The organism is Pantoea eucalypti (genome assembly GCF_009646115.1).
Taxonomy (GTDB): Bacteria; Pseudomonadota; Gammaproteobacteria; order Enterobacterales; family Enterobacteriaceae; genus Pantoea; species Pantoea eucalypti.
On sequence record NZ_CP045720.1, the window covers coordinates 3175192 to 3199658 of the forward strand.

Annotated in this window: 25 protein-coding genes; 9 read left to right on the forward strand and 16 right to left on the reverse strand. The window is 57.2% G+C overall.

Going from position 1 to position 24467, the window contains the following annotated elements:
• Window positions 1-7: 7 nt before the first annotated feature.
• From EE896_RS14905 to phoB, 3 genes are read right to left on the reverse strand one after another with little or no spacing between them, the layout of a single operon-like run.
• Window positions 8-928, reverse strand: a complete 921-nt coding sequence (locus EE896_RS14905) for a PstS family phosphate ABC transporter substrate-binding protein (protein WP_078804314.1) — start codon at window positions 926-928, stop codon at window positions 8-10.
• Between the two features lie 19 nt (window positions 929-947).
• Window positions 948-2261, reverse strand: coding sequence for a phosphate regulon sensor histidine kinase PhoR (phoR, locus tag EE896_RS14910; RefSeq protein ID WP_003852493.1), 1314 nt, complete (start codon window positions 2259-2261; stop codon window positions 948-950).
• Window positions 2262-2275: 14 nt separating this feature from the next.
• Window positions 2276-2965 (reverse strand): phosphate response regulator transcription factor PhoB, encoded by a 690-nt coding sequence (gene phoB / locus EE896_RS14915; RefSeq protein WP_003852491.1) that lies wholly within the window; start codon window positions 2963-2965, stop codon window positions 2276-2278.
• A gap of 197 nt (window positions 2966-3162) precedes the next feature.
• On the opposite strand from phoB, the gene sbcD reads away from it, so the two are divergent.
• Window positions 3163-4362, forward strand: a complete 1200-nt coding sequence (gene sbcD, locus EE896_RS14920; protein ID WP_003852485.1) for an exonuclease subunit SbcD — start codon at window positions 3163-3165, stop codon at window positions 4360-4362.
• On the forward strand, window positions 4359-8033 hold the full coding sequence (locus EE896_RS14925) for an SbcC/MukB-like Walker B domain-containing protein (protein WP_140916018.1): 3675 nt from the start codon (window positions 4359-4361) through the stop codon (window positions 8031-8033). Before sbcD ends, EE896_RS14925 begins: the two co-directional genes overlap by 4 nt.
• 29 nt (window positions 8034-8062) lie before the next feature.
• Here the strand turns inward: EE896_RS14925 and EE896_RS14930 are convergent, their stop codons facing one another.
• From EE896_RS14930 to EE896_RS14940, 3 genes are read right to left on the reverse strand one after another with little or no spacing between them, the layout of a single operon-like run.
• The gene (locus EE896_RS14930) at window positions 8063-8719 is read right to left on the reverse strand and encodes a DUF799 domain-containing protein (RefSeq protein WP_140916019.1); all 657 of its coding nucleotides are present in this window, start codon (window positions 8717-8719) and stop codon (window positions 8063-8065) included.
• Window positions 8716-9075, reverse strand: coding sequence for a DUF4810 domain-containing protein (locus tag EE896_RS14935; protein ID WP_008924868.1), 360 nt, complete (start codon window positions 9073-9075; stop codon window positions 8716-8718). The genes EE896_RS14930 and EE896_RS14935 overlap by 4 nt, the downstream gene beginning before the upstream one ends.
• 11 nt (window positions 9076-9086) lie before the next feature.
• Window positions 9087-9764, reverse strand: coding sequence for a CsgG/HfaB family protein (locus EE896_RS14940; protein WP_008924867.1), 678 nt, complete (start codon window positions 9762-9764; stop codon window positions 9087-9089).
• Window positions 9765-9917: 153 nt separating this feature from the next.
• Between EE896_RS14940 and EE896_RS14945 the strand changes: the two genes are divergently transcribed.
• Window positions 9918-10310, forward strand: coding sequence for a cell envelope integrity TolA C-terminal domain-containing protein (locus EE896_RS14945; protein WP_003852479.1), 393 nt, complete (start codon window positions 9918-9920; stop codon window positions 10308-10310).
• Here the strand turns inward: EE896_RS14945 and qhpR are convergent.
• Both qhpR and EE896_RS14955 read right to left on the reverse strand, forming a co-directional pair.
• Window positions 10307-11374, reverse strand: a complete 1068-nt coding sequence (qhpR, locus tag EE896_RS14950; RefSeq protein ID WP_003852478.1) for an AraC-like transcriptional regulator QhpR — start codon at window positions 11372-11374, stop codon at window positions 10307-10309. The two genes, EE896_RS14945 and qhpR, sit on opposite strands and share 4 nt — an antisense overlap.
• A 161-nt stretch (window positions 11375-11535) precedes the next feature.
• Window positions 11536-12540: a phosphotransferase enzyme family protein gene (locus EE896_RS14955; protein WP_105099445.1), complete on the reverse strand. Its 1005-nt coding sequence runs from the start codon at window positions 12538-12540 to the stop codon at window positions 11536-11538.
• Between the two features lie 250 nt (window positions 12541-12790).
• Between EE896_RS14955 and eat the strand changes: the two genes are divergently transcribed.
• Window positions 12791-14155 (forward strand): ethanolamine permease, encoded by a 1365-nt coding sequence (gene eat, locus EE896_RS14960; RefSeq protein ID WP_008924864.1) that lies wholly within the window; start codon window positions 12791-12793, stop codon window positions 14153-14155.
• 84 nt (window positions 14156-14239) lie between these two features.
• On the opposite strand, the gene mak is transcribed toward eat, so the two are convergent.
• Entirely contained in the window at window positions 14240-15151 is a 912-nt protein-coding gene (gene mak / locus EE896_RS14965; protein ID WP_003850052.1) for a fructokinase, read from the reverse strand.
• Window positions 15152-15297: 146 nt separating this feature from the next.
• On the opposite strand from mak, the gene rdgC reads away from it, so the two are divergent.
• Complete coding sequence (rdgC, locus tag EE896_RS14970; RefSeq protein ID WP_003850053.1) at window positions 15298-16209, forward strand: recombination-associated protein RdgC; 912 nt, start codon at window positions 15298-15300, stop codon at window positions 16207-16209.
• 83 nt (window positions 16210-16292) lie between these two features.
• Window positions 16293-17705 carry a hypothetical protein gene (locus tag EE896_RS14975; RefSeq protein ID WP_105099446.1) on the forward strand — a complete coding sequence of 471 codons (1413 nt, stop codon included), beginning with the start codon at window positions 16293-16295 and terminating at the stop codon, window positions 17703-17705.
• Between the two features lie 28 nt (window positions 17706-17733).
• Here EE896_RS14975 and ppnP read toward each other — a convergent pair whose 3' ends face one another.
• The 3 genes from ppnP to aroL form a co-directional block, all read right to left on the reverse strand.
• Window positions 17734-18030: a pyrimidine/purine nucleoside phosphorylase gene (gene ppnP, locus EE896_RS14980; protein ID WP_003850060.1), complete on the reverse strand. Its 297-nt coding sequence runs from the start codon at window positions 18028-18030 to the stop codon at window positions 17734-17736.
• Between the two features lie 275 nt (window positions 18031-18305).
• Window positions 18306-18497, reverse strand: coding sequence for a YaiA family protein (locus EE896_RS14985; RefSeq protein ID WP_003850063.1), 192 nt, complete (start codon window positions 18495-18497; stop codon window positions 18306-18308).
• 111 nt (window positions 18498-18608) lie between these two features.
• On the reverse strand, window positions 18609-19133 hold the full coding sequence (gene aroL / locus EE896_RS14990) for a shikimate kinase AroL (protein WP_003850067.1): 525 nt from the start codon (window positions 19131-19133) through the stop codon (window positions 18609-18611).
• 315 nt (window positions 19134-19448) lie between these two features.
• On the opposite strand from aroL, the gene EE896_RS14995 reads away from it, so the two are divergent.
• On the forward strand, window positions 19449-20177 hold the full coding sequence (locus EE896_RS14995; RefSeq protein WP_140916020.1) for a DUF2076 domain-containing protein: 729 nt from the start codon (window positions 19449-19451) through the stop codon (window positions 20175-20177).
• On the opposite strand, the gene EE896_RS15000 is transcribed toward EE896_RS14995, so the two are convergent.
• Window positions 20174-20629 carry a YaiI/YqxD family protein gene (locus EE896_RS15000; RefSeq protein ID WP_003850071.1) on the reverse strand — a complete coding sequence of 152 codons (456 nt, stop codon included), beginning with the start codon at window positions 20627-20629 and terminating at the stop codon, window positions 20174-20176. The two genes, EE896_RS14995 and EE896_RS15000, sit on opposite strands and share 4 nt — an antisense overlap.
• Window positions 20630-20797: 168 nt before the next feature.
• Here EE896_RS15000 and proC point away from each other — a divergent pair, with 168 nt between their 5' ends.
• Window positions 20798-21610 carry a pyrroline-5-carboxylate reductase gene (gene proC / locus EE896_RS15005; protein ID WP_110411620.1) on the forward strand — a complete coding sequence of 271 codons (813 nt, stop codon included), beginning with the start codon at window positions 20798-20800 and terminating at the stop codon, window positions 21608-21610.
• A gap of 54 nt (window positions 21611-21664) precedes the next feature.
• Here proC and EE896_RS15010 read toward each other — a convergent pair whose 3' ends face one another.
• The 3 genes from EE896_RS15010 to iraP form a co-directional block, all read right to left on the reverse strand.
• The gene (locus EE896_RS15010; RefSeq protein WP_039659045.1) at window positions 21665-23191 is read right to left on the reverse strand and encodes an FAD-dependent oxidoreductase; all 1527 of its coding nucleotides are present in this window, start codon (window positions 23189-23191) and stop codon (window positions 21665-21667) included.
• A gap of 228 nt (window positions 23192-23419) precedes the next feature.
• Window positions 23420-23722, reverse strand: a complete 303-nt coding sequence (locus EE896_RS15015; RefSeq protein WP_003850074.1) for a PsiF family protein — start codon at window positions 23720-23722, stop codon at window positions 23420-23422.
• Between the two features lie 112 nt (window positions 23723-23834).
• Window positions 23835-24089, reverse strand: coding sequence for an anti-adapter protein IraP (iraP, locus tag EE896_RS15020; protein WP_003850075.1), 255 nt, complete (start codon window positions 24087-24089; stop codon window positions 23835-23837).
• On the opposite strand from iraP, the gene EE896_RS15025 reads away from it, so the two are divergent.
• Window positions 24088-24279, forward strand: coding sequence for a hypothetical protein (locus EE896_RS15025; RefSeq protein ID WP_003850076.1), 192 nt, complete (start codon window positions 24088-24090; stop codon window positions 24277-24279). The genes iraP and EE896_RS15025 overlap by 2 nt on opposite strands.
• The last annotated feature ends 188 nt before the right edge of the window (window positions 24280-24467 follow it).

Consider the following 24467-nt stretch of genomic DNA (forward strand, 5'->3'; position numbering starts at 1 on the left):
ACCGGGATTAACGCAGGGCGGCGCGCGCCTCTGCCATCTGGCTGTCTGAGAGCGGCAGATAGCCCGCTTCGCTGACCCGCCGCTGTCCTTGTGGTGAAAGAACCTGCTGCAGAAATGCCGCCACCAGCGGCGGCAGTGGTTTACCGGGTGCTTTATTAACATAGAGATAGAGTGGGCGCGCCCAGGGATAACGGCCGCTACGAATAGCATCGGCATCCGGAGCAATCGCCTGGCCCTGATCATTCGTCACCGCCAGCATTTTTACGCCGCTGAGATGAAAGCCAAAACTGGCGTAGCCGATGCTGCGCGAATTACCGGCCACCGCCTGCACCACCGCGGCCGAGCCAGGAAACTCCGCTACGTCGCTGCGGAAATCGCCTTTGCATAGCACCTGCTGTTTGAAGAAACCCCAGGTGCCGGAGGCGGAATTACGTCCATAGCGCTGAATGGGGCGTTTGTTCCATTGCGCGCCGGTTAAACCGAGATCGCCCCAGCGCAGCGGCACACTGTGTGCGCCACACAGACGGGTAATGGAGAAGATGGCGTCGAGCTGACGCGGTTCAATCTGCTGCAGCGGGTTACGCTGATTCACTACCACCACCAGCGCATCCATCGCCACCGGCACCGCCAGCGGCGGATAACCGTAGCGCGCCTCAAAAGCCTGCCGCTCATCGGCCTGCATCGGGCGGCTCATCGGACCGAGCTGTGCGGCACCTGCTGCCAGCGCGGTCGGTGCGGTTGAGGAACCGGAGGCCTGAACCTGCACATTGACGCCCGGCGCCTGCCGACTAAAATCCTCGCCCCACAGGGTCATAAGATAGCCAAGCGTATCTGAGCCGACACTGCTGAGATTGCCGGAGAGCGTGCCGTGCTGGGCCAGCGCCAGGCCCGGCAGCAGCGTAACAATCAATACAAGAAGAATGCGCATCAGGAAGATCCGGCAGCCATTAATGAACGGCATTCTCCTGCATCACGCTGCTGACAATCAACCTCGCGGGCAGCGTAAACGTAAAACAGGTCTCTTGGTGCGGCACGCTGGTGATGTCGAGCCGCGCGTTGTGGTGACTCAGCGCATGTTTCACAATCGCCAGACCCAGCCCGCTACCCCCGGTGGCGCGTGAACGCGCTTTATCGACGCGGTAGAAACGCTCGGTCAGACGGGGAATATGTTCTGAAGCAATACCCGGCCCGTTGTCGCACACCCGGAAGGTGGCGCCCTGTTTGCCGCGCAGCCAGCTGATATCGATCCGCGTGCCATCCGGGGTGTGATTCACCGCGTTATAAACCAGATTGGAGATAGCACTGCGAAGCTGTTCATCGTTGCCGAACACTTTCAGATGGGGATCGGTATGGAAATGAATATCGTGACGACCGCCACTTAGCGTCGCCGCCTCATGCTGCAGCAGTTTCAGCATGACCGGCACATCCACCTTCTCTTTCAGATCGATGGCAGGCGCGGCTTCAATGCGCGACAGCGTCAGCAGCTGTTTGACCAGGCTGTCCATACGGCGCGTCTGCTCCGACATCGTGTGCAGCGCTTTGCTGCGCGAAGGCTCGCTCATCACCGAGTCGTTCATCATCTCCAGATAGCCCTGCAGCACCGTGAGCGGCGTACGTAACTCATGGCTGACGTTGGCAAAGAAGTTGCGGCGCGCCCCTTCCAGCTGATGCATCTGCGTCACATCACGCGCCACCAGCAGCCACTGCCCCTCGCTGTAGGGCATGACGCGAAATTCCATGTGAAGTTTGTTGTTCAGCACCAGCGTCAGGGGCTTGTCAAAATCGCGCTGGCGCAGATAGCGTGAGAACTCCGGATAACGCAGCAGATTGAGGATGTTCTGGCCATTATCTTCCGGCCAGCGCAGACCCAGGTGCTGTTGCGCCAGACCGTTACACCAGAAAATAGTGCCCTCTTCCGTGGTCAGGATCACCGCATCCGGCAGCGACTCGGCACCGCTGCGGAAACGTTTGATCAGATTACCGAGTTCACGTCGCCGCCGCCGGTTGCGCAGCTGCATCTGGTAAAGACCATAAAACAGCGGTTCCCAGCTGGCACGCCCGGCGGGTGGCGTCATGGTGCGGTCGAGCCACAGCCAGTGCGACAGCCGCATCAGATTGTGGAAATGCCATAACAGCACCATGACCACGCTCAGCAGCAACCACCAGGGCAAACCGCCAGACAGCAGGCCCAGCAGCACCGCAGGCAGACAGGCCAGCAGCAGTTCTGTCAGTAATCTCTTCCAGGAGAGGCGTTCCAGCACGGTAAAGGCTCCGTTTAGTAGCGGGCAGAGAAACGATACCCTGTTCCACGGACGGTTTGTACCATGCGATCGTGGCCGGAGACTTCCAGCGCTTTACGTAAACGGCGAATGTGAACATCAACAGTGCGATCTTCCACATACACATTGGTGCCCCAGACGTGGTTCAGCAGCTGTTCGCGGCTGTATACGCGTTCCGGGTGAGTCATAAAGAAGTGCAGCAGCTTATATTCGGTCGGGCCCATCTCCAGCGGCGTGGTTTCGGACATCACGCGATGTGAAGAAGGATCCAGACTCAGTCCCTGCATCTCAATCACCTCTTCCACCGCCATCGGTGAAATACGGCGCATCACCGCTTTAATTCGCGCCATCAGTTCTTTAGGCGAAAACGGCTTGGTAATGTAATCATCGGCGCCCACTTCCAGGCCACGCACCCGATCTTCCTCTTCGCCACGCGCGGTGAGCATCATCACCGGGATATCCCGTGTCATCGCCTCGCGTTTCAGATGCTTGATAAACTGAATACCGCTGCCTCCAGGTAACATCCAGTCCAGTAAAATCAGATCGGGCCAGGGTTCAATCAGCTTGCCCACGGCACTGTCATAATCTTCCGCCTCAATTGGCTGATAGTCGTTCTGCTCCAGAACAAAACACAACATTTCACGGATGGGGGCTTCATCCTCCACAACCAAAATGCGCTTAGCCATTATTACTCCTGCTGATTATGACGGCTGTCACTGAGATTCGCGGCGCCATTATGCGTCAGATTTGTGACACTTTTATGAAAAACATAACCTGCCTGTAACGCCGTTGGTAATCATTTATGACAGCGCAGCGACAATTTTTCGCTTTGGCCGCAGAGCCAGTATAATCGCCGGGCGAATCACAACGGCAGGGACTCATCATGCGCATCATTCATACTGCGGACTGGCATCTGGGGCAGTTCTTTTACAACAAAAGTCGGGCAGCCGAACATCAGGCGTTTCTCGACTGGCTGTTGATCCAGATTGAACAGCATCAGGTGGATGCGTTGATTATTGCAGGCGATCTGTTTGATACCGGCACGCCGCCCAGCTACGCCCGCGAGATGTTTAACCGCTTTGTGGTGGCGCTGCAGCCCACCGGTTGTCAGCTGATTGTGCTGGCGGGCAACCACGATTCCGTGGCGACGCTGAATGAGTCACGCGAACTGCTCGCCTGTCTCAACACCCGGGTAATCGCCACCCCCCAGGAGCAGGATGATGTGTTGCTGCTGAACACACGCCAGGGCGAACCGGGCGCGCTGCTCTGTGCCATTCCCTATCTGCGACCGCGCGATATTCTGCGCAGCCGGGCGGGTCAGTCAGGGCGCGATAAACAGACCTCGCTGCTGGAGGCGATTGCCCATCACTATCAGCAGCGCTTTGCCGCCGCCCAGGCGCTGGGCCATGCATTGCCGATTATCGCTACCGGACATCTCACCACCGTCGGGGTCAGCCAGAGCGATTCGGTGCGTGACATCTACATCGGTACGCTTGATGCCTTCCCCGCCAGTGCCTTTCCGGCCGCTGACTACATTGCACTGGGCCATATTCATCGCGCCCAGCGCGTGGCGGGCAGCGAGCATATCCGCTATAGCGGCTCGCCCATTCCGCTGAGTTTTGATGAGCTGGGCAGCGAAAAAAGCGTCTTTCTGCTGGAGCTTGCGGCAAGCGGCCTGCAATCCGTTACGCCGCTGGTGGTGCCGCAGGCGCAGCCGATGCAGGTGCTGAAAGGATCGCTGGCACAGATTGCGGAACAGTTACACGCCTTCAGCACGGCTGAGCAGGAGAAGCCGACCTGGCTCGACATCGAAGTCACCACGCAGGAGTACCTCAGCGATCTGCAGCATCAGGTCGAAACCCTGACCGCCACGCTGCCGGTTGAAGTCCTGCTGCTGCGCCGCAGCCGCGAGCAGCGGCAGCAGAGCCTGGCGCGGCTCGACAACGAAACCCTGAGTGAACTGAAAGTGGAAGAGGTCTTTGCCCGCCGGCTCGCGCTGGATGAGGAGCTGCAACCTGCGCAAATCGACGAGATGACCACCCTGTTCCGCCAGACGCTGGCCGCCATGGAAGAGACCCAATGAAGATCCTCACGCTACGGTTTAAAAACCTTAATGCTCTGCGCGGTGAATGGTTCATCGACTTCCGCGCCGAGCCTTTTGCCAGCAATGGCCTGTTTGCCATAACCGGCGCGACCGGCGCAGGTAAAACCACCCTGCTGGACGCCATTTGTCTGGCGCTCTATCACCAGACGCCGCGCCTGGGCGCGATTTCCCAGAGCCAGAATGCGCTGATGACGCGCGACTGTGCCGAATGTCTGGCTGAAGTAGAGTTTGAGATCAAAGGCGAAGCCTGGCGCGCCTTCTGGAGCCAGAACCGTGCGCGCGGCACCGCTGACGGTAAGCTGCAGGCCCCGCGCGTTGAGCTGGCGCGCTGCGCCGACAACACCATTGTTGCCGATAAAGTCGGTGACAAGCTGAAGATGATCGAAACTCTCTCCGGGCTTGATTTCGAACGTTTTACCCGCTCAATGATGCTGTCGCAGGGCCAGTTTGCCGCCTTCCTCAACGCTAAAGCCAGTGAGCGTGCCGAACTGCTGGAGGAGCTGACCGGCACCGAAATTTACGGCCTGATCTCCGCCGCTATCTACGAGCGTCACAAAGAGGCGAAAACGCAGCTGGATATCTTGCGCAGTCAGGCGGGTGCGATGGCACTGCTGGATAGTGACGCACGTGACGCCCTGCAACTGCAGCTCACCGATCTGACCGACGCGGAACAGCGGCTCAGCGCGCACTATCAACAGGCGCAGCAGCAGCAGCAGTGGCAGCAGCAGGCGCAGCAGTTACAGCAGGAGAGTGAGCAGGCTGATGCCGCGTTGCAGCAGGCTCAGTCTGCATCCCAGGCGGCAGAGACGGACCGCCAGCGGCTGGCTCGCAGCGAACCGGCTGAAAAGCTGCGGATAAAACTGCAGCAGCGTGATGCATTACGCACCGAACAGCAGCAGATCGAGAGCCACTGCCAGCAACTGACCGCATCGGCGCAGCAGGCGCAGAACCAACAGCAGCAGCATCAGCAAAATTACGCTGCTGCTCAGACGGCCCGCCAGCAGGCGCTTCAGGAACAGCAGCAGCAGGAGAACCTGCTGACGGAACAGGTATTACCGCTGGATCAGCGAATCATGACGCTGCAGCAGCACTTTGCAGAGCAACAGCAGGAAAATGCCCGCCAGCAACAGCAGGCTGACCAGACGCAGAACAGACTGGCGGAGCAGAAGCGTCAGGTGATGTCAGTGCAGCAGGCGATGACTGAACAGCATCAGTTACGTGAGCAGCTTGCCGATCTGGCGCATTGGGGCGCTTCACTGCCGGTATGGCAGGAGAACTTTGCCGTGCTGGCACAGCGTGAGGCGACGCTGGCCGAACTGCAGCAGCAGTGCGAACAGCAACAAAAACAGATCGACGCCCAGCAGGCGAAACAGCAACAGCAGGCACAGCAGGCCCTGCCGCGCCAGCAGGCGGAGCAACAGGCGCACCAGGCGTTGTTGCAGGCGGAGCAGGCACTCACTTCGCTTCATGAACAGCATCCGCCCGCTGCACTGCGGCAGGCATTAAGCCAGTTGCAGAGTAGCCGTCCGGCCCGTCAGCAACTGTTGCTGCTCTCCACGCAGTGGCAGCCACTGCATCAGCAGCTGAATCAGCGCCAGCAGCGGCTGACCGCGCTTGAAAAAGCGCAACAGCAGAGCGAAGCGGAACTTCAGACTCTGCGTGAAACGTGGAAACGCGAAAAGCAGCAGCTGGATGACGTTGAAAAAATTTGTGCGCTGGAGCAGCAGATTATCGATCTCAGCGATTACCGCGCCCGGCTCACCCCCGATCAGCCGTGCCCGCTGTGCGGCTCCTGCACCCATCCGGCTGTTGAAACCTACAGCACGCTGGAAGTGAGTGCTAACCAGCAGCGCCGGGCTGCGCTGCTGCAGCAAACTGAGGCATTGCGTGAAGCAGGAACGGCAAAAAGCGAACAGCTAAAGCAATCTGCCGTTCAGCAGCAGACCCTGCGTGACGAAATCGCGGAAATGCAGCGTCAGCTTGACCAGCTTGAGCAGCAATGGCAGGCACTAAGCGGTGAGCTGGCACTTACCTTCACCCTTGTCGACCGCGAAGCGTTAGCCGCGTGGCAGCAGCAGCAAAGCGAACACGAAAGCCAGCTTGAGCAACAGCGGCAGGCACAGGAAGCCGCCGAACAGGCACGTCAGGCCGCGAAAGATCACCATCTTCAGCAGTTGCAGGCCTGGCAACAACATCTGCAGGCAGAGCAACTGGCGCAGCAGTCGCTGATCAGCCTGCAGCAGGCGCTGGATGCGCTGCACCAGCGGAAGCAGCAGGAACAGCAGGCCATGGCGCAATTGCAATCCCGTTTAGCCCAACAGTTCAGCGACCACAACCTTGCCCTTCCGGATGCCGCGAATCGCGACACGTGGCTGGCGGAACAGCAGAGGCGCTGGCAGCGCTGGCAGGAGAGTGAGCAGTTGCTCGCTAACCTGCAGCCGCAACTGTTAAAAGGCGAAACCCAGCTCACCGCCCTGCAACAGCAGGCAGAGCAGGAACAGCAGCAACTGGCCATCCGTCAACAGCAACAACAGCAGAGCCAGAGACAGTTAGGTGAAATGCGTCAGCAGCGTCAGGCGCTGTTTGGCGATCGCGAAGTCACCCTCGCCCGTCAGCAGATGCAGGCCCGCATTCAGCAGTCTGATGAACAGCTGGCGCAGCAGCTCGCTGCCCTGCAGCAGGCGCAGGCTGAAGTCAGTCGCCTGCAGGGTGAGCTGTCGGGACTGGAAAATCAGCGTCAGACGCTCAGCGGCAAACTGACAGAGGCGGAAAGTGCACTGCAGCAGTCACTGGAGAGCGCCGGATTCGCGGATGAAGCCAGCCTGCGCGCGGCGCTATTGGATGAGCAGACCGCGCTGCAACTGCGTCAGCAGCTGCAGCAGCTCGACCAGCAATGCCAGCAGCAGCAGGCGCGACGGGCAGATCTGCGTCAGCGGCTCAGTGTCCATCAGCAGGCGAAGCCTGACGCGATGCCGGAATCCGCCGAAGCGCTGGCACAGCAGCTCGAGCAGTTACGGCTGGCCCTGCGCGACAACGCCAGCCTGCAGGGCCAGGTTCAGCAGCAGCTGCACAGCGATGCCAGCCTTCGCGCCCGTCAGCAGAGCCTGATGACGCAGATTGAACAGGATGGTGTGGTGCTGGCGCAGTGGAGCCGGCTCAACGATCTGATCGGTTCCGCGACCGGCGACAAGTTCCGGCGCTTCGCCCAGGGCCTAACGCTGGATCATCTGGTGTCGCTCGCTAACAGGCAGCTTGATCGGCTGCATGGCCGCTATCTGCTGCAACGCCGGGCGCAGGATTTGCTGGAGCTGGATGTGGTCGATACCTGGCAGGCTGATGCGGCACGCGACACCCGCACGCTGTCGGGAGGCGAGAGCTTTCTGGTGAGTCTGGCACTGGCGCTGGCGTTATCGGATCTGGTCAGTCATAAAACGCGTATCGAATCGCTGTTTCTGGATGAGGGATTCGGCACGCTGGATGCTCAGACGCTGGATACCGCGCTGGATGCGCTGGACGCGCTTAACGCCAGCGGTAAAACCATTGGGGTGATCAGCCACGTGGAAGCGATGAAAGAGCGTATTCCGGTGCAGATTAAAGTGCGTAAGATGAATGGGTTAGGCTACAGCCAGCTGGAACTGCCGCAGGGATAACGGGCGCCAGCGCGCCCGTCTGAGTCTGATCAGCGGGCGCTAACCAGCGTGTAGCGTGGGCCGGTAAGTAACCCGCCCTGCTCGTTCTGGGACAGCAGTCGATTGCTGGTCAGTCCGGCCACGGTGTGCGCTTTATCAGTGACGTTGCTGGCAATCTGTTTGATCGCCGCGTTCACCAGCATCCCCACCAGTTCGCCATTGTTATTGTTGTTATCTTCACTGTCGCTGGCAGTGGCCTTACCCTGCCAGATCTCTTTGCCGCTGCGCAGATCCACCAGCCGTGCCTGGGCCGTCACGGTCGTCACGCTGTCAATGACCCGATAGCTACTGCCATATTCGCTGATCGAGACATAGAGCGCGCTGTCGGCATGGAAAATCTCATTCAGACGCTTCGCGCTGACCGCCTGGGCGTCAGTGGCGCTGGTCACGCCATTCTGCTGAAAGGTCTCTTCAACAACCGCCACCGGGAAGACGTAGTAACCGGCTTCGGCCAGCGGACGCGTCACCAGCGAGTTCAGGCTGTGAGCAGCGTTGATATCCGGTGATTTATTATCCGCAGGCAACACCAGAATTGAGGCGGGCTTGCTGGCACGAAACGCGCTGTAATCATAAGGTTTTTTCGGGTGCGCACAGCCGGTCAGCAACAACACCATCAGCGCGCCGCTCAGGGCAATCAGTTTTTTCACTGAACCACTCCTTGTTTTTTACTCATCAGAAAATCCATGTAAGGTGCCGATTCGGGAAACAGCTGCTTCTCGATGGCAAACTGCTCAAAGGCTTTATTGGTGTCGCCGGTTTTGGCAAAGAGCAGACCCAGCTGGGCATGCAGGCCAGGCGCAACCGGCTGGTTAACAGCACGGGCTTTTTCGATATCCAGATTCAGCGCATCAATCTGCTTCAGCGGATCGCTGCCCGGCTGATAGTAGCTGTAGACCTGCTGCTGATAATCGCCCCAGTAGTAGATCGTCTTCGGCGCTTTTGGCGCACAGCCGGCCAGCAGCGCTGCGGCAATCAGCAGGCTGCTCAGTGTCATCATCTTCATTTACTGCTTCCTTATTTAGCCGGACGCCATGCGCCGTTGTTGATTCCATCCACTAAATGATCGACCGCTTCACGAATCGCCAGATCCATAACTTTGCCGTTCAGCGTTGAGTCATAGCTGCTGGTGCCGCCAAAGCCGATGACTTCACGCGCCGAAAGCTGGTACTCGCCTGCGCCCTGGGAGCTGTAGACCACTTCAGAAGTGGTGACATCCACCACGTTCAGATTCACTTTGGCATAGGCGACCTGCGTTTTGCCGCGGCCCAGAATGCCCCACAGCTGCTGATCGCCCACTTCTTTGCGGCCAAATTCGGTGATATCACCGGTGATGATGTAGTTCGCGCCTTTGATATTCTGCTGGCTGCGTTTGAAATCCGACTCCTGCTGCAGCTCTTTCAGGTTACTGCGATCCAGCACGCTGAAACGATTGGTCTGCTGCAGATGGGTAATCAGAATGGTTTTCGACTGATTGCCCAGCCTGTCGACGCCATCAGAGAAGATGCCGTTCATGTACGAGGAGCGATTATCAAACTGGCCTACCGCAATCGGGCTGCGCACGCCCTGGTAAACCGGCTGACTGGCTGCGCGAACCTGCGGGGCCTGAATAGCGCGGGAAGATTCGGTGGCACAGCCGCTGATCAGCGACGCCATTAACAGGGAGAGTGCCGCAAAGGCATAATTTTTCTGCATTTCTAATCCATGAAGTAAAAGAGACGTAATCCGCGCCAGGGCGGTAAATTCTGGTTCTGTCGACAGTCGGAGTAATGCCATAGCATTCATGATGCCGGTCTGTAGACTGTCGGCAGCAGACAGGAAGATCTTTAAGGAAAATTGGCCAGTTAAATGAATTTAATTAATATGAAGATGAGAATATTGCTGGGGATGATTATTGCAGTGTCGCTCAGCGCCTGTCAGCAACCTGTGACAAAGCAACAGGATAGTGTGGCAAATCTTTGTCAGCCTGCGAAAGATCCGGACAGCAAATCCTGTCACTGGACTAATCAAATGCAGCCGGTGCTCAACAGGCAGTTCACGGATGCGGCGCGTTATGCGGGCCAGCAATGTCTGGTACGGATGGAGTGGCAGGCGCACAGCAGACATTATGCGGTGACCCAGACTCAGGGTGATGAAGCGCTCTGCCTGCGTGCCTGGCAGCTGGTGGCGCAGACCCGCGATCTGCCGCCGCCACCGGAGCCCGGGCAACCGGCGTGGTTCGGCTTTGCGCCGCGCGGTTAGCTGGCCAGACCTTCCTGACGCCACTGGCGCGGACTGATGCCAAACCAGCGGCGAAACGCGCGTGAGAACGCACTGACTTCCGAATAGCCCAGCAGCAGCGCCATCTCTGAGATCGGCAGCTGCTTTTGCTGCAGATAATATGTCGCCATTTCGCAGCGCACCTGATCCACCAGCGCGGTAAAGCTACTGCCCTCTTCGCGCAGTCGCCGCTGCAGTGACCAGCTCGACAGCCCGAGTTTATCCGCCACCTCTTCCAGCACCGGCTCGCCCTGCATCAGCGATAAATTAACCTGCGATCGCGCCTGTTCAATCATGCTTTGCTGTGACGTACCACGATTAAGCCGCCGGATCGCATCCTGCATCACCATCAACAGGATCGGATCGCTCTCTGGCATTGCGCGCAGCAGATCGCGCTTCGGGATCACCAGCGAATTAAACGGCTGATCGAACCAGACTGGCGCATCAAACACTTTACAGTGATCGTGCCACTGGCCGGGACGCGGATGTTCAAAGTGAACTTCACGAGGTGCCCAGTGCCTGCCTGCCACGTGACGGATCAGATTCATAAACATGCCAAGTGTAAGCTCGGCATCCTGACGGCGCGACAGGATTGCGCCGTGTCGCACCTGATAGTCGAGCCGCCAGCACTCCCCCTTATCCACCAGCCGGGTTAAGGTGTCGTGCTGATGCCAGGGAAACGCATTGACCACATTGTGCAGCGCCTGCTCCAGCGTGTCGGAGCACAAGCCGATATAACCTATCAGGCCTAATGACTGCGGTTTAAACTGCCTGCCGTAGTGCAAACCGAAGTTATCAAAACCAGAGTGACGCGCCGCCTCTTCCAGTACCCGACAGTAGTTAACCAGTCCCAGACTCAGCGTCGGGCTGGCCAGGCGCTCGGGATCGATGCCGCTGATGCCGAAGATGCGATCAACATCGCCGCCCTGGGTATGAATAAAGTCGCTTAAGCCGGTCGCCGCCGCTGCCAGCACGCCGTGATTGCCTGCGCCCGCCGCTGCAGAACAGGCCGCAAAGGCATCAGGCTTTATCAGTGTCGGATTCATGGTCGCCTCTGTCAGAATTCAGGTGGATCACCCGTCACATGATCAGAGCAAATTCCATACCAGGTCCCCGATGCCTGCCACGCCGCCTGTGGGGGCGTCAGGCTGCGCGTGAGCATAGCATCGGGCACTGCGGCGGCGCAGTCACGCCCGCCGCTGGTGCATCAGACGCCAACCGGCAGCTGCTGACCGTCCAGATAGCGGCGGCAAAGACGAACCGAATGGCTGGCCCACTCCGGACCCAGACTGTGCGCCATTTCAGTCTCGGCATGGGATCCCACCCATGCAGTGAGCTGGATGCGACGCTGGATCAGCAGCGCGGGTAACATGGCCATCTCCGCGTCGCTGATATGCGCCACCTGCTCGTAACCGCGAATCCAGTGATCGATCCACTCTGGCGCGCGCGGATGATGCTCAACAAAACTGATCGCCGCCGCCAGATCGTGCAGATACCAGCCAAGTCCGCAGTCATCGAAGTCGATCACCCGCGTTTCACCCTTGTGCAGCAGCAGATTGGTGAGTCGCAGATCGGCGTGGATCAGGCCATAACGATCAGATCCTTTGCCAAACTGCGCCATCGACGCACCCACCTGACTTATCGCCTGCTCGACCACGCCGTGATCGGCGGGATTCAGATTAGGCGCATCCTGCCAGCGTCCCCAGTGACTCTCGCTACTCGTCATGGTGTGGTGATCCCAGATAATCCGCTGGAAACCCGCAGGCGGCTGCCACTGTTTACTGTGCTGATGCAGCCGCGCGGTAATCGTGCCCAGCTGCTGAAAAGCGCGGGGATCGACGTCGGTGGTTGGCATCTCGCCATCAATCCAGTGAAACAACACTACGTACCGCTCACCGCCATCCGGCAGTCGCAGCGTCAGTACGGTTTCACCCTCTTTGTCCGGCACCGCTTCCGGCACCATAATGCCGGTTTCACGCAGCGCATCGAGCCACAGCAGCTCACTGACAATGTCCGCTTTTTGATGGTAATCGCCGCGATGCAGCCGCAGTGCATAACGCCGGCCTGCTGCCTGCAAGAGGAATGTGGCATTCTCTGAGCGGCACAGCAGGCTGAGATCTCCCTGTAGCGCGGCGGGATAGCAGGCCAGCGCCTGCTGCGCCATCAGGGTGAGTTGGGAATCAGTCAGGTTGTCATATTGTTTAGCGCTCATCAGTCCGGCTCCTTTTCACTTGCGTTATCTCAGCATGCGTTGCCAGAAGGTGAGCTGCTTGACCTCAGAAGAGACAAAGTTGACCGCAGCGTGCATCCGGCCCGGTTGTTGCCTGTGAGTTGACCGTGGAGGACAGAAGTCACTGCGCCCGCGTCAAGTCGTGGTGAGTAATGCAACGGCATTATCACCTTACTTTAGTCGTAATGGCGGTGTAACGCCGCGTGCGACCAACAACGACGGGGATAACAGTATGACAAACAGACTCAAGCCCACGCTGGGCACCCTGCACCTGTGGGGGATTGCGGTTGGCCTGGTGATCTCAGGCGAATATTTCGGCTGGAGTTACGGCTGGGCTGTGGCAGGCACGCTGGGATTTCTGGTCACTACCGCGCTGATCGCCACACTCTATACCTGCTTTATCTTTAGCTTCACCGAACTGACCACTGCGATCCCTCATGCGGGCGGGCCCTTTGCCTACAGTCGTCGCGCCTTTGGCGAAACCGGCGGACTGATTGCCGGTCTGGCGACGCTGATTGAGTTTGTCTTTGCGCCACCGGCGATCGCCATGGCGATTGGGGCTTATCTCAATGTGCAGTATCCCCAGCTCAACCCAAAAACCGCAGCGGTCGGGGCTTACCTGGTGTTCATGACGCTGAATATTCTGGGTGTAAAACTGGCGGCGATGTTCGAACTGGTTGTCACCGTGCTGGCTGTCATTGAGCTGCTGGTGTTTATGGGCGTGGTCTCACCCGGCTTTAGCCTGGCGAATTTTGCTGCGCACGGCTGGGCAGGCAGCGACACCTTCGGCATGCCCGCCTTCTCCGGTATTTTCGCCGCCATTCCCTTCGCCATCTGGTTCTTCCTTGCCATTGAAGGTGCAGCGATGGCCGCCGAAGAGGCAAAAGATCCCACCCGAACCATTCCCCGCGCCTACATCAGCGGGATTCTGACGCTGGTGGTGCTGGCGATTGGCGTGATGCTGATGGCAGGCGGCGCGGGCGACTGGCGCAAACTCTCGGACATAAACGATCCGCTGCCGCAGGCGATGAAAATGATTGTCGGCGAACACTCTAACTGGATGCATATGCTGGTGTGGATTGGCCTGTTTGGTCTGATTGCCAGCTTCCACGGCATTATTCTCGGCTATTCACGGCAGTTTTTTGCTCTGGCACGCGCGGGCTATCTGCCGCCTTCTCTGGCAAAACTGTCACGTTTCCAGACCCCGCATCGGGCGATTATTCTCGGTGGCGTACTGGGCATCGCGGCGATTTACAGCGATGGCGTGATTAATCTGCAGGGAATGACGCTGACGGCGGCGATGATCACCATGGCGGTGTTTGGCGCGATTGTGATGTACATCATGAGCATGCTGAGCCTGTTTAAACTCCGCCGCAGCGCGCCGGAAATGCCCCGCAGTTTCCGCGCGCCGGGCTATCCGATTGTTCCGGGCATCGCCCTGCTGCTGTCGGTGGTCTGTCTGCTGGCGATGCTGTGGTTTAACCCGGTGATTGGCGCGCTGTTCTTTGCCATCATGCTGGTCGGCTATATTTACTTCCTCGCCACCAAAGCGCAGCGCGACCGGGCGCCACAGGACACGATGCTGGTGGGCGAATAAACGCGGCGCGGCAGGATGCCGCGCCGTGGGTTACGTTCAGCGCCTGAAATCCAGGCGCTGAACGTCAGCGGATGTGCGGGACACTCAGCCGTTAAGCGGCCAGAGCCACGCCGCACCGCGTACGCCGCTGGAGTCGCCATGCTGCGCCTTCAGCACCGGCGTTTCACACTCCCCGCCAAACACCCACTGCTTCATCAGCACCGGCACAGTCTGATAGAGCCGATCCACATTGCTCATCCCGCCGCCCAGCACGATCACGTCAGGATCGATCAGGTTCACCACCTGCGCCAGCGATTTTGCCAGACGCAGTTCATAGCGGCTCATTGCCAGTTCGGCGATCGGATCCTGCTGTGCCAGCAGTGAGACGATCTCCGCGCCCTTGCGATGTACGCCGCTCAGCCGCTGATAGTCGATACCAAAACCGGTGCCTGAAACAAAGGTTTCGATACAGCCCTGCTGCCCGCAATAACAGGGCACTTCCTGACGATAACGCAGCTCATCCTCATCCATCCACGGCAGCGGATTGTGGCCCCACTCACCGGCATTACCGTTACCACCGATGCGCGATTCACCGTTAATCGCGATACCTGCACCCGATCCGGTACCGATAATCACGGCAAACACCAGCGACTGTCCGGCACCGGCACCGTCGACCGCTTCCGATACGGCCAGGCAATTCGCGTCGTTGGCGATGCGCACTTCCCGGTTCAGCGCCTGAGCCAGATCTTTATCCAGCGGCTGGCCGTTAAGCCAGGTGGAGTTCGCATTCTTCACCCGCTTACTGAAAGGCGAAAGCGAGCCGGGAATGCCCAGGCCGACCGTACCGGTCTCGCCAGTTTTCTGCTCCGCCAGCGTGACCAGATCAACAATTGCCTGCACCGTTGCCTGATAGTCGTCACGCGGGGTATTCACGCGGTGACGGAACAGCTCCTCTCCCTTATCTGACAATGCAATCACTTCTGTCTTGGTGCCACCCAGATCTATGCCTATGCGCAAGGTTACTTCCTCGTTATTCGTTCAGGTGAGAGATACAGTAAAAGGCGGCTGCCTTAAAGGCAATGAAACCACTCCGATGTTTCGCTATCATGCGCGCTGACTCTCGCAGACTTGTGCGCCCGATCGCGCCACGGTAAGGAATCCCGATGTTGTGGTTTAAAAATATGATGGTTTATCGTCTGAATCGTGACATTCCGCTGTCCGCAGATGAGATGGAAAAACAGCTCGACGCCTTCACTTTTTCACCGTGTGGCAGTCAGGATATGAGCAAGACCGGCTGGGTCTCGCCGATGGGTAACCGCAGCGACGCGCTGACCCACGAGAATAAAGGCCAGATTGTGATTTGCGCCCGCAAAGAAGAGAAAATCCTGCCTTCGCCGGTCGTGAAACAGGCGCTGGAAGCAAAAATCGACAAGCTGGAATCTGAGCAGAGCCGCAAGCTCAAAAAGACCGAAAAAGATTCGCTGAAAGATGAAGTGCTGCATAGCCTGCTGCCGCGTGCTTTCAGCCGTTTCAGCCAGACCTATTTGTGGATCGACACGGTCAATAACCTGATTATGGTGGACTGTGCCAGCGCGAAAAAAGCGGAAGATACCCTGGCGCTGCTGCGCAAAAGCCTGGGTTCACTGCCGGTGGTGCCACTGACGCTGGAAAATCCGATTGAACTGACGCTGACCCAATGGGTGCGTTCAGGCGACCTGCCAGCCGGGTTTGCGCTGATGGATGAAGCGGAGCTGAAAGCCCTGCTGGAAGATGGCGGCGTCATCCGCTGCAAGAAACAGGATTTGGTGTGCGATGAGATCGCCAACCATATCGAAGCCGGCAAGGTCGTGACAAAACTGGCACTCGACTGGCAGGAGCGTATTCAGTTCGTGCTGGCCGATGACGGTTCAGTGAAGCGTCTGAAGTTCAGCGACACATTGCGCGACCAGAACGACGATATCGACCGCGAAGATTTCGCGCAGCGCTTTGATGCCGACTTTATTCTGATGACCAGCGAACTGGCAGCACTGACCAGTAATCTGGTGGAAGCGTTAGGCGGCGAAGCCCAGCGTTAAGCATTATCAGGGCGGCGCCGTTCCGCCCTGAAGTTTTGGCATACTTTGTCGATAACCGGGTCTTTGGCAAAGGAATTCCACTTATGTCCCGCTTATTTCGGCACCTGTTTTTATTTTGCACACTGTCGCTTCTTTCACTCTCTGCACGCAGTCAGCCCGCCTCGGATGATCCGCCCAGCGTCAGCCGTTTCGATGCGGTGCGCATCAACGATCGCCTGAATGTGATGGTGGCTATTCCCGGTAAAAACGGGGGCGCAATGCAGGTCTGGCAGGCTTATGATTGCCAAAAACCTTATGCCGAAGCGCTTTACCGCCACATGGTCGATGCAGAAGGCAGCCCACAAGGCCGGTTTTACGGCAATGAATATGGCCGCTACAGCGCACCTCAGCCTGGCTCAAATCAGGATCCGGCTGTTCTGAAAAAAATCTGCGGATTACCCGAAAGGTCAGTGCTATGGGAAAAAATTGAATCTGCTGATAAGTATGGTGCCACGACACTGATTGACGTTGCCAGCCTGAAGCGTGAGGCAGAGATATTGCGGGTCCGGGTCGGCACTGATTATGCGGCCAGCGATTTCGATCCACCCTATGATGCGCCCTACAGTCTAAAGGTCGAAAATTACCGTTTTAACTGCGAAACCGGTGTCAGTACACCGTTATCCGCATTTGATATTGATGACAACGGTTACGTAACCGATTCACTGGATGGAGGCCAGCTGGCGCGCCGTAAAACCGCTTTTGATCTGACGCCTCTGCTGCAAAAAACTTTTGCCCAGCTCTGTACGCTGCCAGATGTTAAGAGATTTCATGCACTGGGCCACTTCAGACCCGCTTCGCATAAATCGCCCGGTTCGATGGCACAACAGATGCTACCCGACCTGAATGGCAATCCGGCCTCGGTGCTGGCCGCCGTCCCGCTTGCCCCTGCCCTGCAGCAACAACTGAAAACCCTGGTCCATCCCTGGGCCACACCGCGTTTTCAGCAGCTCAGCTGGGTCGAAAATAGTCGGGAAGGTCGCGTCAGCGTGCATATGGTGGCGGATGACGCTGGATTTATTCGCAAGCTGGAGGATTACGGTATCTGGAAAGTGCAGCGTCTGACGATTGCCAATGATATCCAGCTCGCCTATACCATGTCGATTTCCTATTCCCCTTCGCGGTTAAAACAACTTAGTTCGACGCTGCGTTATCCGCTAACCGCCGGACAGCACTATCAGAACGACGCGGTGAGTGAGAGTAGCGTGGGCAAGGATGAGGACAGTCATCAGCGGGAAACCTGTGCCGTCTCCAGCGGTGGCGACGCGCGAGAGATTAACCCGGCATTTAGCGGACGCTATCTGAAGGTAACCTGTACCATTGCGACAGACAAACAGCCTGTCACCGTCATAGAGAGTGCCTGGCTTGAAGACCTGCGGATTTTAGCGCCACTAAGGGCAAAAACAGGTGATAAACCGATGGGCGCTATCACCCTGAGTGATGTGAAGATTATTCGCTAGAAAAAAGGGCCGCTTAGCGGCCCTTTTTTTAATCTTTATCTTTCAGGTAACGGCAGAGATAGGAACTTGGCTCGCCTACCTGCAGATGAAACTCGCTGTGACCCGGCACATTAAACACCGAACCCGCTTCAAACCATTTCCACTCGGTCTCACCTGGCAGCAACACCTTAAGCGAGCCGCTAACGACGGTCATCTCTTCCGGCTGGCCGGTACCAAATGTGTATTCACCTTCAGACATCACGCCGACGCTGGCACGACCGGTGCTCGCACTGTCAAAACCAATAGATTTAACTTTTCCGTCAAAATACTCACTAACGTTGAGCATAATAGTTCTCCAGAGCACATGTTGTGTGTCTGGCAGTGTAGAAGGGAACCCGCTGATCTGTCACGCGAAATGATGGTCGTTTGTGATCTGTTCCGGCGGGAGAGATCAGACGCGCAGAGCGAAAAAGCGTTAAGCCAGTATTCCAGGCAGCTTTGTTGTGCGTCGGCAAGGGGATGTCGGGAATAAAGAGGCGATGGGCATAACTCAGGCAACGTACTGACAAACGGCGAAATGACGCTGAATATCAGGCTGGCCTCCCTGCCAGCCGCAATGCTTTACTCTTTTTCGACGTCTTCGTAGCGCGCTTTAGCATCGTGCGCTTCTTCTTCCGTCTCATGCTCACTGATTAATGAATTCGGTTTGGGATGATCAGCACGCAATTCATAAAAGGTTACCTTATTACCTTCAGGCCCCTTTTCAACAGTCACAATTTTCGCTTCACGCGGGTACGGCGGTCTGGTAGGCATACTGTGTCCCTCTTGTCTGAACAACATTCCACAGGACAGGCTGCTGCCTGTCATAGGATAAGTATAGACAATGCCATCTGAAGCGGGATCAAAGCGGGAAAAATCTGAGGGTTAGCTGGCGCGCGCCAGAGAAAGTGACAGCAGAATCTCTTCCACCACACACTCCGGTGCCTGCATGGCATTCACCTGATGATGGGCCGCCGCCTGGTAAAGGTGCGCGCGTTCACGCAGTACATCACTCATCTCGTCAGCAATCGGACGTCCGGTTAAGGTCGGACGCTGGGCCGCTTCAGGTTCGCTTTCCAGTCGCTCTGCCAGCACTTCGGGGGACGCGCTGAGCCAGATCACCTGCCCCTGCTCCTGCATAAAGCGGCAGTTCTCTTCAGCCAGGATCATGCCACCGCCCGTGGCAATGACCGTCCTGGGGGCCGTGACTGCTTTCAGCGACTCCGTTTCACGGGCGCGGAAACCTTCCCAGCCTTCCGCCTCGACAATCTCCGTCACGCTGCGTTGCGTGCTGAGTTGCAGATGGTGATCGGTATCCGTAAAGGCGTAGCCCAGCGCCTGCGATAACGCCTCGCCGACCGTGGTTTTGCCGCAACCGCGAGCGCCAATCAAAAAGATGGGTAGTGACATCAGGGCCGTTCCTCCGCCTGACCGCGCGATGCGGCTGCATGGTTAGCTGATTAATGCGACGCATCATAACTGGAAATTATTATGGCCTCCACCTGTCAGGCATGATTTACGCTTTTTCCTCACATGAACAGCGATAATCTCTCTATTTTCAAGGGGAAATGCATGCACGTTTTGTGCATCAGGTGAGTAACCGGGCGCTAAAAAACGCATAAAACGGCGGCTGAAATGGGCTGGCAATATTTGCTTACCGCCCGGATTTTACTTTTCGTGTTGACGACCCCATATACTGATAACAATCGCCACAGGAGAGTCATCATGCAACGCGAAGAACAACAACTGATTGATGGGCTGTTCAGCCGTCTGAAACAGGCCGAAAGCCAGGCCGTGGCACGCGATGCCGCTGCCGAACAATTGATTAACCAGCATCTTCAGGCGCAGCCAGGCGCGCCTTACTACATGACGCAGGCAATCCTGATTCAGGAAGCGGCGCTGAAAAAACTCAATGAGAAAGTGTCAGCGCTGGAAAGCCAGGTGGCACAGTTGCAGCAACAACAACAGCAGCAGCCTGCACAGAGCAGCGGCGGCTTCCTGTCGGGACTGTTTGGCAGCGGTTCGCGTCAGCAGCCTCCCGTTCAGCAGCCGCAGCAACAGTCACCGTGGAACAGTGCGTCGCAGCAACCGGCACAGCAGCAGTATGCCCCTGCCCAGGCACCCGCGCCACGCGGCACCGGTTTCCTTGGCGGCGCTCTGCAAACTGCCGTGGGCGTCGCGGGTGGTGTCGTGATGGCCGACATGCTGACCAGCATGTTCCACCATTCACAGCCGGAAGAGATTGTGAATATCATCAATGAGCCGCCGCTGCCGGAGGTGAATGATAATCTCAACACCTTCAACGGTGGCGATGACAATGCCGATAACTTTAACGGCGGTAACGACAGCGCCTTCCTCGACCAGAACACGGGCTGGGACAGCAATTATGCCGACAACAGCGATCTCAACGATTTTGGCGGCAACGATTTCGACGACGACGACAGCTTCGTTTAAGTTGAGCGTTTCTGCTGGGTGAGCCAGCTATCCAGTTCATTCGCAAACTGCTGGCGGTCACGCGGACTCATCGTCGCGGGGCCGCCGGTCTGCACGCCGCTTGACCGCAGCGTATCCATAAAATCACGCATCGTCAGACGTTCGCGTATCGTCGCCGGTGAGTAACGCTCGCCGCGCGGATTCAGCGCCGCTGCCCCTTTCTCAATCACCTCAGCCGCCAGCGGAATATCGGCGGTGATCACCAGATCGCCGGGCTGACAACGTCTGACAATCTCATTGTCCGCCACATCAAAGCCAGCAGGCACCTGCAGCGTGCGCAGATACGGCGATGGCGGCACGCGCAAAAACTGGTTCGCCACAAAAGTGACCGTGGTCGCGGTACGATCCGCCGCACGGTAGAGCACCTCTTTGATCACATTCGGACAGGCATCGGCATCGACCCAGATAAACATCATGATTCCTTACAGTCAGAGAAGCCTGAGATCTTGCCGGGTTCCTCTTAAATGGCAAATTTAATTTGCGCCACGCTTTCCAGCGCGCTTGCAGCTGACTTGTTATTCGGGCTGGCTGAAGTAAGCTAGCTCACTGAGAAAAACGAATAATGTCCTAAGGAGATGGCGATGCTGGCAAAGAAAATCGGATTTATCGGCGGGGGAAACATGGCGAAAGCCATTATCGGCGGACTGGTCAACAGCGGCAAAATCGCCCCGTCTGATATCTTCGTTTACGATCGCAAAGCTGAGACCAACCAGGCGATGGCAGAGCAGTATGGCATCAACGCAGCAGAGAGCGCGGATGCGCTGGCGCGTGAAGTGGACATCCTGTTCGGCGCAGTAAAACCGAATGTCATTCTGAAAGTATTAAAAGAGCTGGCAGGCAGCCTGAAAAAAGAGGCGCTGGTGGTGTCGATTGCGGCTGGCGTGACGCTGGACTCGCTTTCCTCGGTGCTGGGTTACGATCGCAAAATTGTCCGCGCAATGCCGAATACGCCCTCACTGGTGAGCGAAGGCATGACCTCGGTAACGCCTAACGTGCTGGTTGAGCAGCCGGAGATCGACGAAGTCGTGGCGATTTTTGAGAGCTTCGGCAAAGCGGCCGTGGTGGATGAATATCTGATTCACTCCGTGGTCGGCGTGAGCGGTTCTGCACCGGCATACGTGTTTATGTTTATCGAGGCGATGGCGGATGCAGCCGTACTGGGTGGCATGCCGCGTGCTCAGGCCTATCAGTTTGCTGCGCAGGCGGTTAAAGGCGCGGCGCAGATGGTGCTGACCACCGGTAAACATCCGGCTGAACTCAAAGATATGGTCTGCTCTCCAGGCGGCACCACCATTGAAGCGGTGAAAGTGCTGGAAGAAAAAGGGATGCGCTCGGCAGTGATGGAAGCGATGCAGCAGTGCATGGCGAAGTCAGAGAAACTGAGTCGCAGCTAACCGGTGAGAAAGTGCGCAGGGCGGCCCGTCAGCCTGGTCCGCCCTGCGTGCAGCTTAACTGATTTTCGCCTGACAGCGCGCCACCGCGTCAGAAAGCGTCATGGGATGCTGCATCTGCTGCACCAGCTCAGCGGTCAGCGTATACATACCGCATGAGCAGATCGCCGCCAGTTGCCCCTGCTGACCATAAAACGCCATAAACTTTTTATCCTCCAGCGAACCGATTAGCTGGAATTCATCCCATTCTGCCGCGTGGCCAACATACTCATAACGAGTGCCATACTGGGTCGTCCAGAAGAACGGCACCCGATCAAAAGCGACGTTTTGATCCAGCATATTCCATGCGGCAGTCTGTCCCTGCTGATGTGCAACGCGATAGTGCTCAATACGCAGCGGCCCCTGTGCCGCCGGATAGGTGGCGATATCCCCCGCCACCCAGATATTATCAGCGACCCGCAACTGATCATCCGCCTGCAGGCTGCCATCCTCTGCCAGCGGCAGATCGTGAATAAAGTCGGTGGCCGGTTTAACCCCGGTCGCGAACAGCACAACGGTAGCATCCAGCCTGCGTCCGCCCTTCAGCTGCACGCCATTTACCTTCTGGTCACCCTGCAGCGCTTCGATCTCGCCCTGCACCCACTTCACGCCGTTTTGCTCATGAAGCTGGTAGAAATAGCGACCAATCTGCTCGCCAAACCGTTTAGCAAAAGGCAGTGCCTGGCGGGCAATGACTGTGACGTCAATATCGCGGTTACGCAGTGCCGACGCCAGTTCGGTACCGATAAAACTGTTGCCGATAATCACGATTTTATGGCTGGCATCCACCGCCTGAAGCAGCTCATCGGTCTGCGCTTTGCTGCGCAGCAGATGAACCCCGTCAAGATCGCTGCCCGGCAAATCGGGAAGAACAGGCGTCGCGCCGCTGGCGATCAACAGTTTGTCGAACGCAAGCGTCCCGCCATCGCCGAAGATTAACCGCTGTTGCTGTGCATCCAGCCGGCTCACTGTAGCCTGGAGTCTTTCAACGTGGTCCATCACATCCGCTTTCAGCAGCTGCGGCACTTCGTTAATATCCATTTTTCCCGACGGCACAAATTTGGTCAGCGCGGTGCGGTCATAAGGTGCATCGGCTTCACGCTCGACCAGTATCAGGCGGCCTTTAAAACCTTCATGACGCAGACGCCATAGCGCTGCGCTACCCGCCGCGCCGCCACCTAATACCACATAGACCGGTGCATCTGCCCCGCTGCCAATGGGTGCTGCGGGTGACATCGCTTTGGGGTTTATCAGTACCCGGCCCTCTTCAATGCGAAGCGGGTACTGTTTGAGATCGGCTAACGCCAGCGGTTCACACATTTTGCCATCGGCGATATCAAACGCGGCTTTATGCCACGGGCAGACCAGCCGATCGCCGCAAATCGCGCCCTGTTCAAGCGGTGCGCCAGCGTGTGGACATTTCGCCTGAAAAGCACGGACGTTGTCACCGTCGCGAATCAATAATAGATCAACATCGCCGAGCGTCTTTTTAACCGGCTGTCGCTGCGGCAGATCGTTCAGGTCGACGGTAAATTGATAGTTCACGGCATGGCTCCTTTCACTGTTTCTGGTCTTATGCTGCACGGCAAAAAAGCCCGCTGCGCAATCCCCTACAAACAGTAAGTGTGGCAAAGGAACCGGGAAGCCTGATGAGGAATCTGTTTCAGAAAGATAACCTGCTGTTGTGGCAGGTAATTTAATCGGCGTTGAGGGGGAAGTGAATCCGCATCGGGCGGCAGATAGAAGCGGCCACCTGCGTGGCCGTGGGCATCATCAGCTCTTTTTCAGGCACTGACTCATAAAGGTTTTACGGGCATCGCCTGCCAGTTTTTTATCACCGGCTTCACCGTTACAGCTTTTCATTTTCATCTGCTGCGGTGACATCTGCGACATCTTGCTGTCCTTTTTCAGGCATTCACTCATAAAGGTTTTGCGCGCATCCCCTTTGAGATCCTGTGATTTCGCATGCTGGTTGCACATCGTCATTTTCTCCTGCTGCGGAGTTTTCTCCGCAGCACCTGCCAGCCCGCTGACCAGCAGGCCTGCCATCATCATCGCCATTAAACCGACTTTCATCTTGATAACTCCACAGTGGATTGTCCTCTATTATTCTGGCAGCGAATAAGCAAAGCAGAAAATGTTTGAGGTCAAAGTGATGGGAAGATCCCATTCCCGACCTGTTCCGGGATCAATACTGGCGGGGATGATGGAGCAGCTTTTCAATGTAATTGCGCAGCAGGCGTGCATCGTTATCATCAGCATCAGCCACGTTGTCCATAGCGCTTTCAATGCTGGTGGTGATTGCCAGATGTTGTTGCGGCTCCAGCTTGCGAACCAGCGCAGTGACAACGATCTCCAGTGCTTCAATCTGCGCCATTTGCTCTTTCGCTGTCGCCTCTTTTTCAGCCAGCTTTACCAGTAACTCAGCAATCAGGTTTTTCATGCTGTTGTCTCAGCGGTGGAGAAAAGCTGAAATTATCACCACGCTGGCTAAAAAAACAGAGGGCGACAGCCATTTTTTCAGTGGCTTAGCCCACATTTATCCCATCTGTTCAGCCATTTACGGTTATTTTGCTGGCGAAACGTTTTGCGGGGTTGCACTGCCGCGGTTAAATGTCGCTTGCCTGAAATGAAACAGAGAAGCTTAACGAGGATTTACGAATCCGTGACCCGGCCCGCCACCGTGTCCGCCCCAACCGCCGCCGGGAGGCGGGAAAATACATCCACTTAATGCAGTCACTAATCCCACAACAGCCACCAGCTTATTGATTCGTACCCTATCTACCTCAGAGTGAAAAAATCGGGCGGAGTGTATGAAGCC

What these genes read in the sequence shown, in the direction of transcription:
- qhpR (WP_003852478.1), bottom strand. Translation starts at nt 11,374, where the DNA reads ATGAATCCGACACTGATAAAGCCTGATGCCTTTGCGGCCTGTTCTGCA.
- EE896_RS15000 (WP_003850071.1), bottom strand. Translation starts at nt 20,629, where the DNA reads ATGTTTATCTGGGTCGATGCCGATGCCTGTCCGAATGTGATCAAAGAG.
- sbcD (WP_003852485.1), top strand. Translation starts at nt 3,163, where the DNA reads ATGCGCATCATTCATACTGCGGACTGGCATCTGGGGCAGTTCTTTTAC.
- phoB (WP_003852491.1), bottom strand. Translation starts at nt 2,965, where the DNA reads ATGGCTAAGCGCATTTTGGTTGTGGAGGATGAAGCCCCCATCCGTGAA.
- EE896_RS14985 (WP_003850063.1), bottom strand. Translation starts at nt 18,497, where the DNA reads ATGCCTACCAGACCGCCGTACCCGCGTGAAGCGAAAATTGTGACTGTT.
- EE896_RS14940 (WP_008924867.1), bottom strand. Translation starts at nt 9,764, where the DNA reads ATGCAGAAAAATTATGCCTTTGCGGCACTCTCCCTGTTAATGGCGTCG.
- EE896_RS14945 (WP_003852479.1), top strand. Translation starts at nt 9,918, where the DNA reads ATGAATTTAATTAATATGAAGATGAGAATATTGCTGGGGATGATTATT.
- EE896_RS14995 (WP_140916020.1), top strand. Translation starts at nt 19,449, where the DNA reads ATGCAACGCGAAGAACAACAACTGATTGATGGGCTGTTCAGCCGTCTG.
- iraP (WP_003850075.1), bottom strand. Translation starts at nt 24,089, where the DNA reads ATGAAAAACCTGATTGCTGAGTTACTGGTAAAGCTGGCTGAAAAAGAG.
- rdgC (WP_003850053.1), top strand. Translation starts at nt 15,298, where the DNA reads ATGTTGTGGTTTAAAAATATGATGGTTTATCGTCTGAATCGTGACATT.
- proC (WP_110411620.1), top strand. Translation starts at nt 20,798, where the DNA reads ATGCTGGCAAAGAAAATCGGATTTATCGGCGGGGGAAACATGGCGAAA.
- EE896_RS14955 (WP_105099445.1), bottom strand. Translation starts at nt 12,540, where the DNA reads ATGAGCGCTAAACAATATGACAACCTGACTGATTCCCAACTCACCCTG.
- EE896_RS14925 (WP_140916018.1), top strand. Translation starts at nt 4,359, where the DNA reads ATGAAGATCCTCACGCTACGGTTTAAAAACCTTAATGCTCTGCGCGGT.
- aroL (WP_003850067.1), bottom strand. Translation starts at nt 19,133, where the DNA reads ATGTCACTACCCATCTTTTTGATTGGCGCTCGCGGTTGCGGCAAAACC.
- EE896_RS15025 (WP_003850076.1), top strand. Translation starts at nt 24,088, where the DNA reads ATGCTGTTGTCTCAGCGGTGGAGAAAAGCTGAAATTATCACCACGCTG.
- EE896_RS14905 (WP_078804314.1), bottom strand. Translation starts at nt 928, where the DNA reads ATGCGCATTCTTCTTGTATTGATTGTTACGCTGCTGCCGGGCCTGGCG.
- eat (WP_008924864.1), top strand. Translation starts at nt 12,791, where the DNA reads ATGACAAACAGACTCAAGCCCACGCTGGGCACCCTGCACCTGTGGGGG.
- EE896_RS14935 (WP_008924868.1), bottom strand. Translation starts at nt 9,075, where the DNA reads ATGAAGATGATGACACTGAGCAGCCTGCTGATTGCCGCAGCGCTGCTG.
- ppnP (WP_003850060.1), bottom strand. Translation starts at nt 18,030, where the DNA reads ATGCTCAACGTTAGTGAGTATTTTGACGGAAAAGTTAAATCTATTGGT.
- EE896_RS15015 (WP_003850074.1), bottom strand. Translation starts at nt 23,722, where the DNA reads ATGAAAGTCGGTTTAATGGCGATGATGATGGCAGGCCTGCTGGTCAGC.
- EE896_RS14975 (WP_105099446.1), top strand. Translation starts at nt 16,293, where the DNA reads ATGTCCCGCTTATTTCGGCACCTGTTTTTATTTTGCACACTGTCGCTT.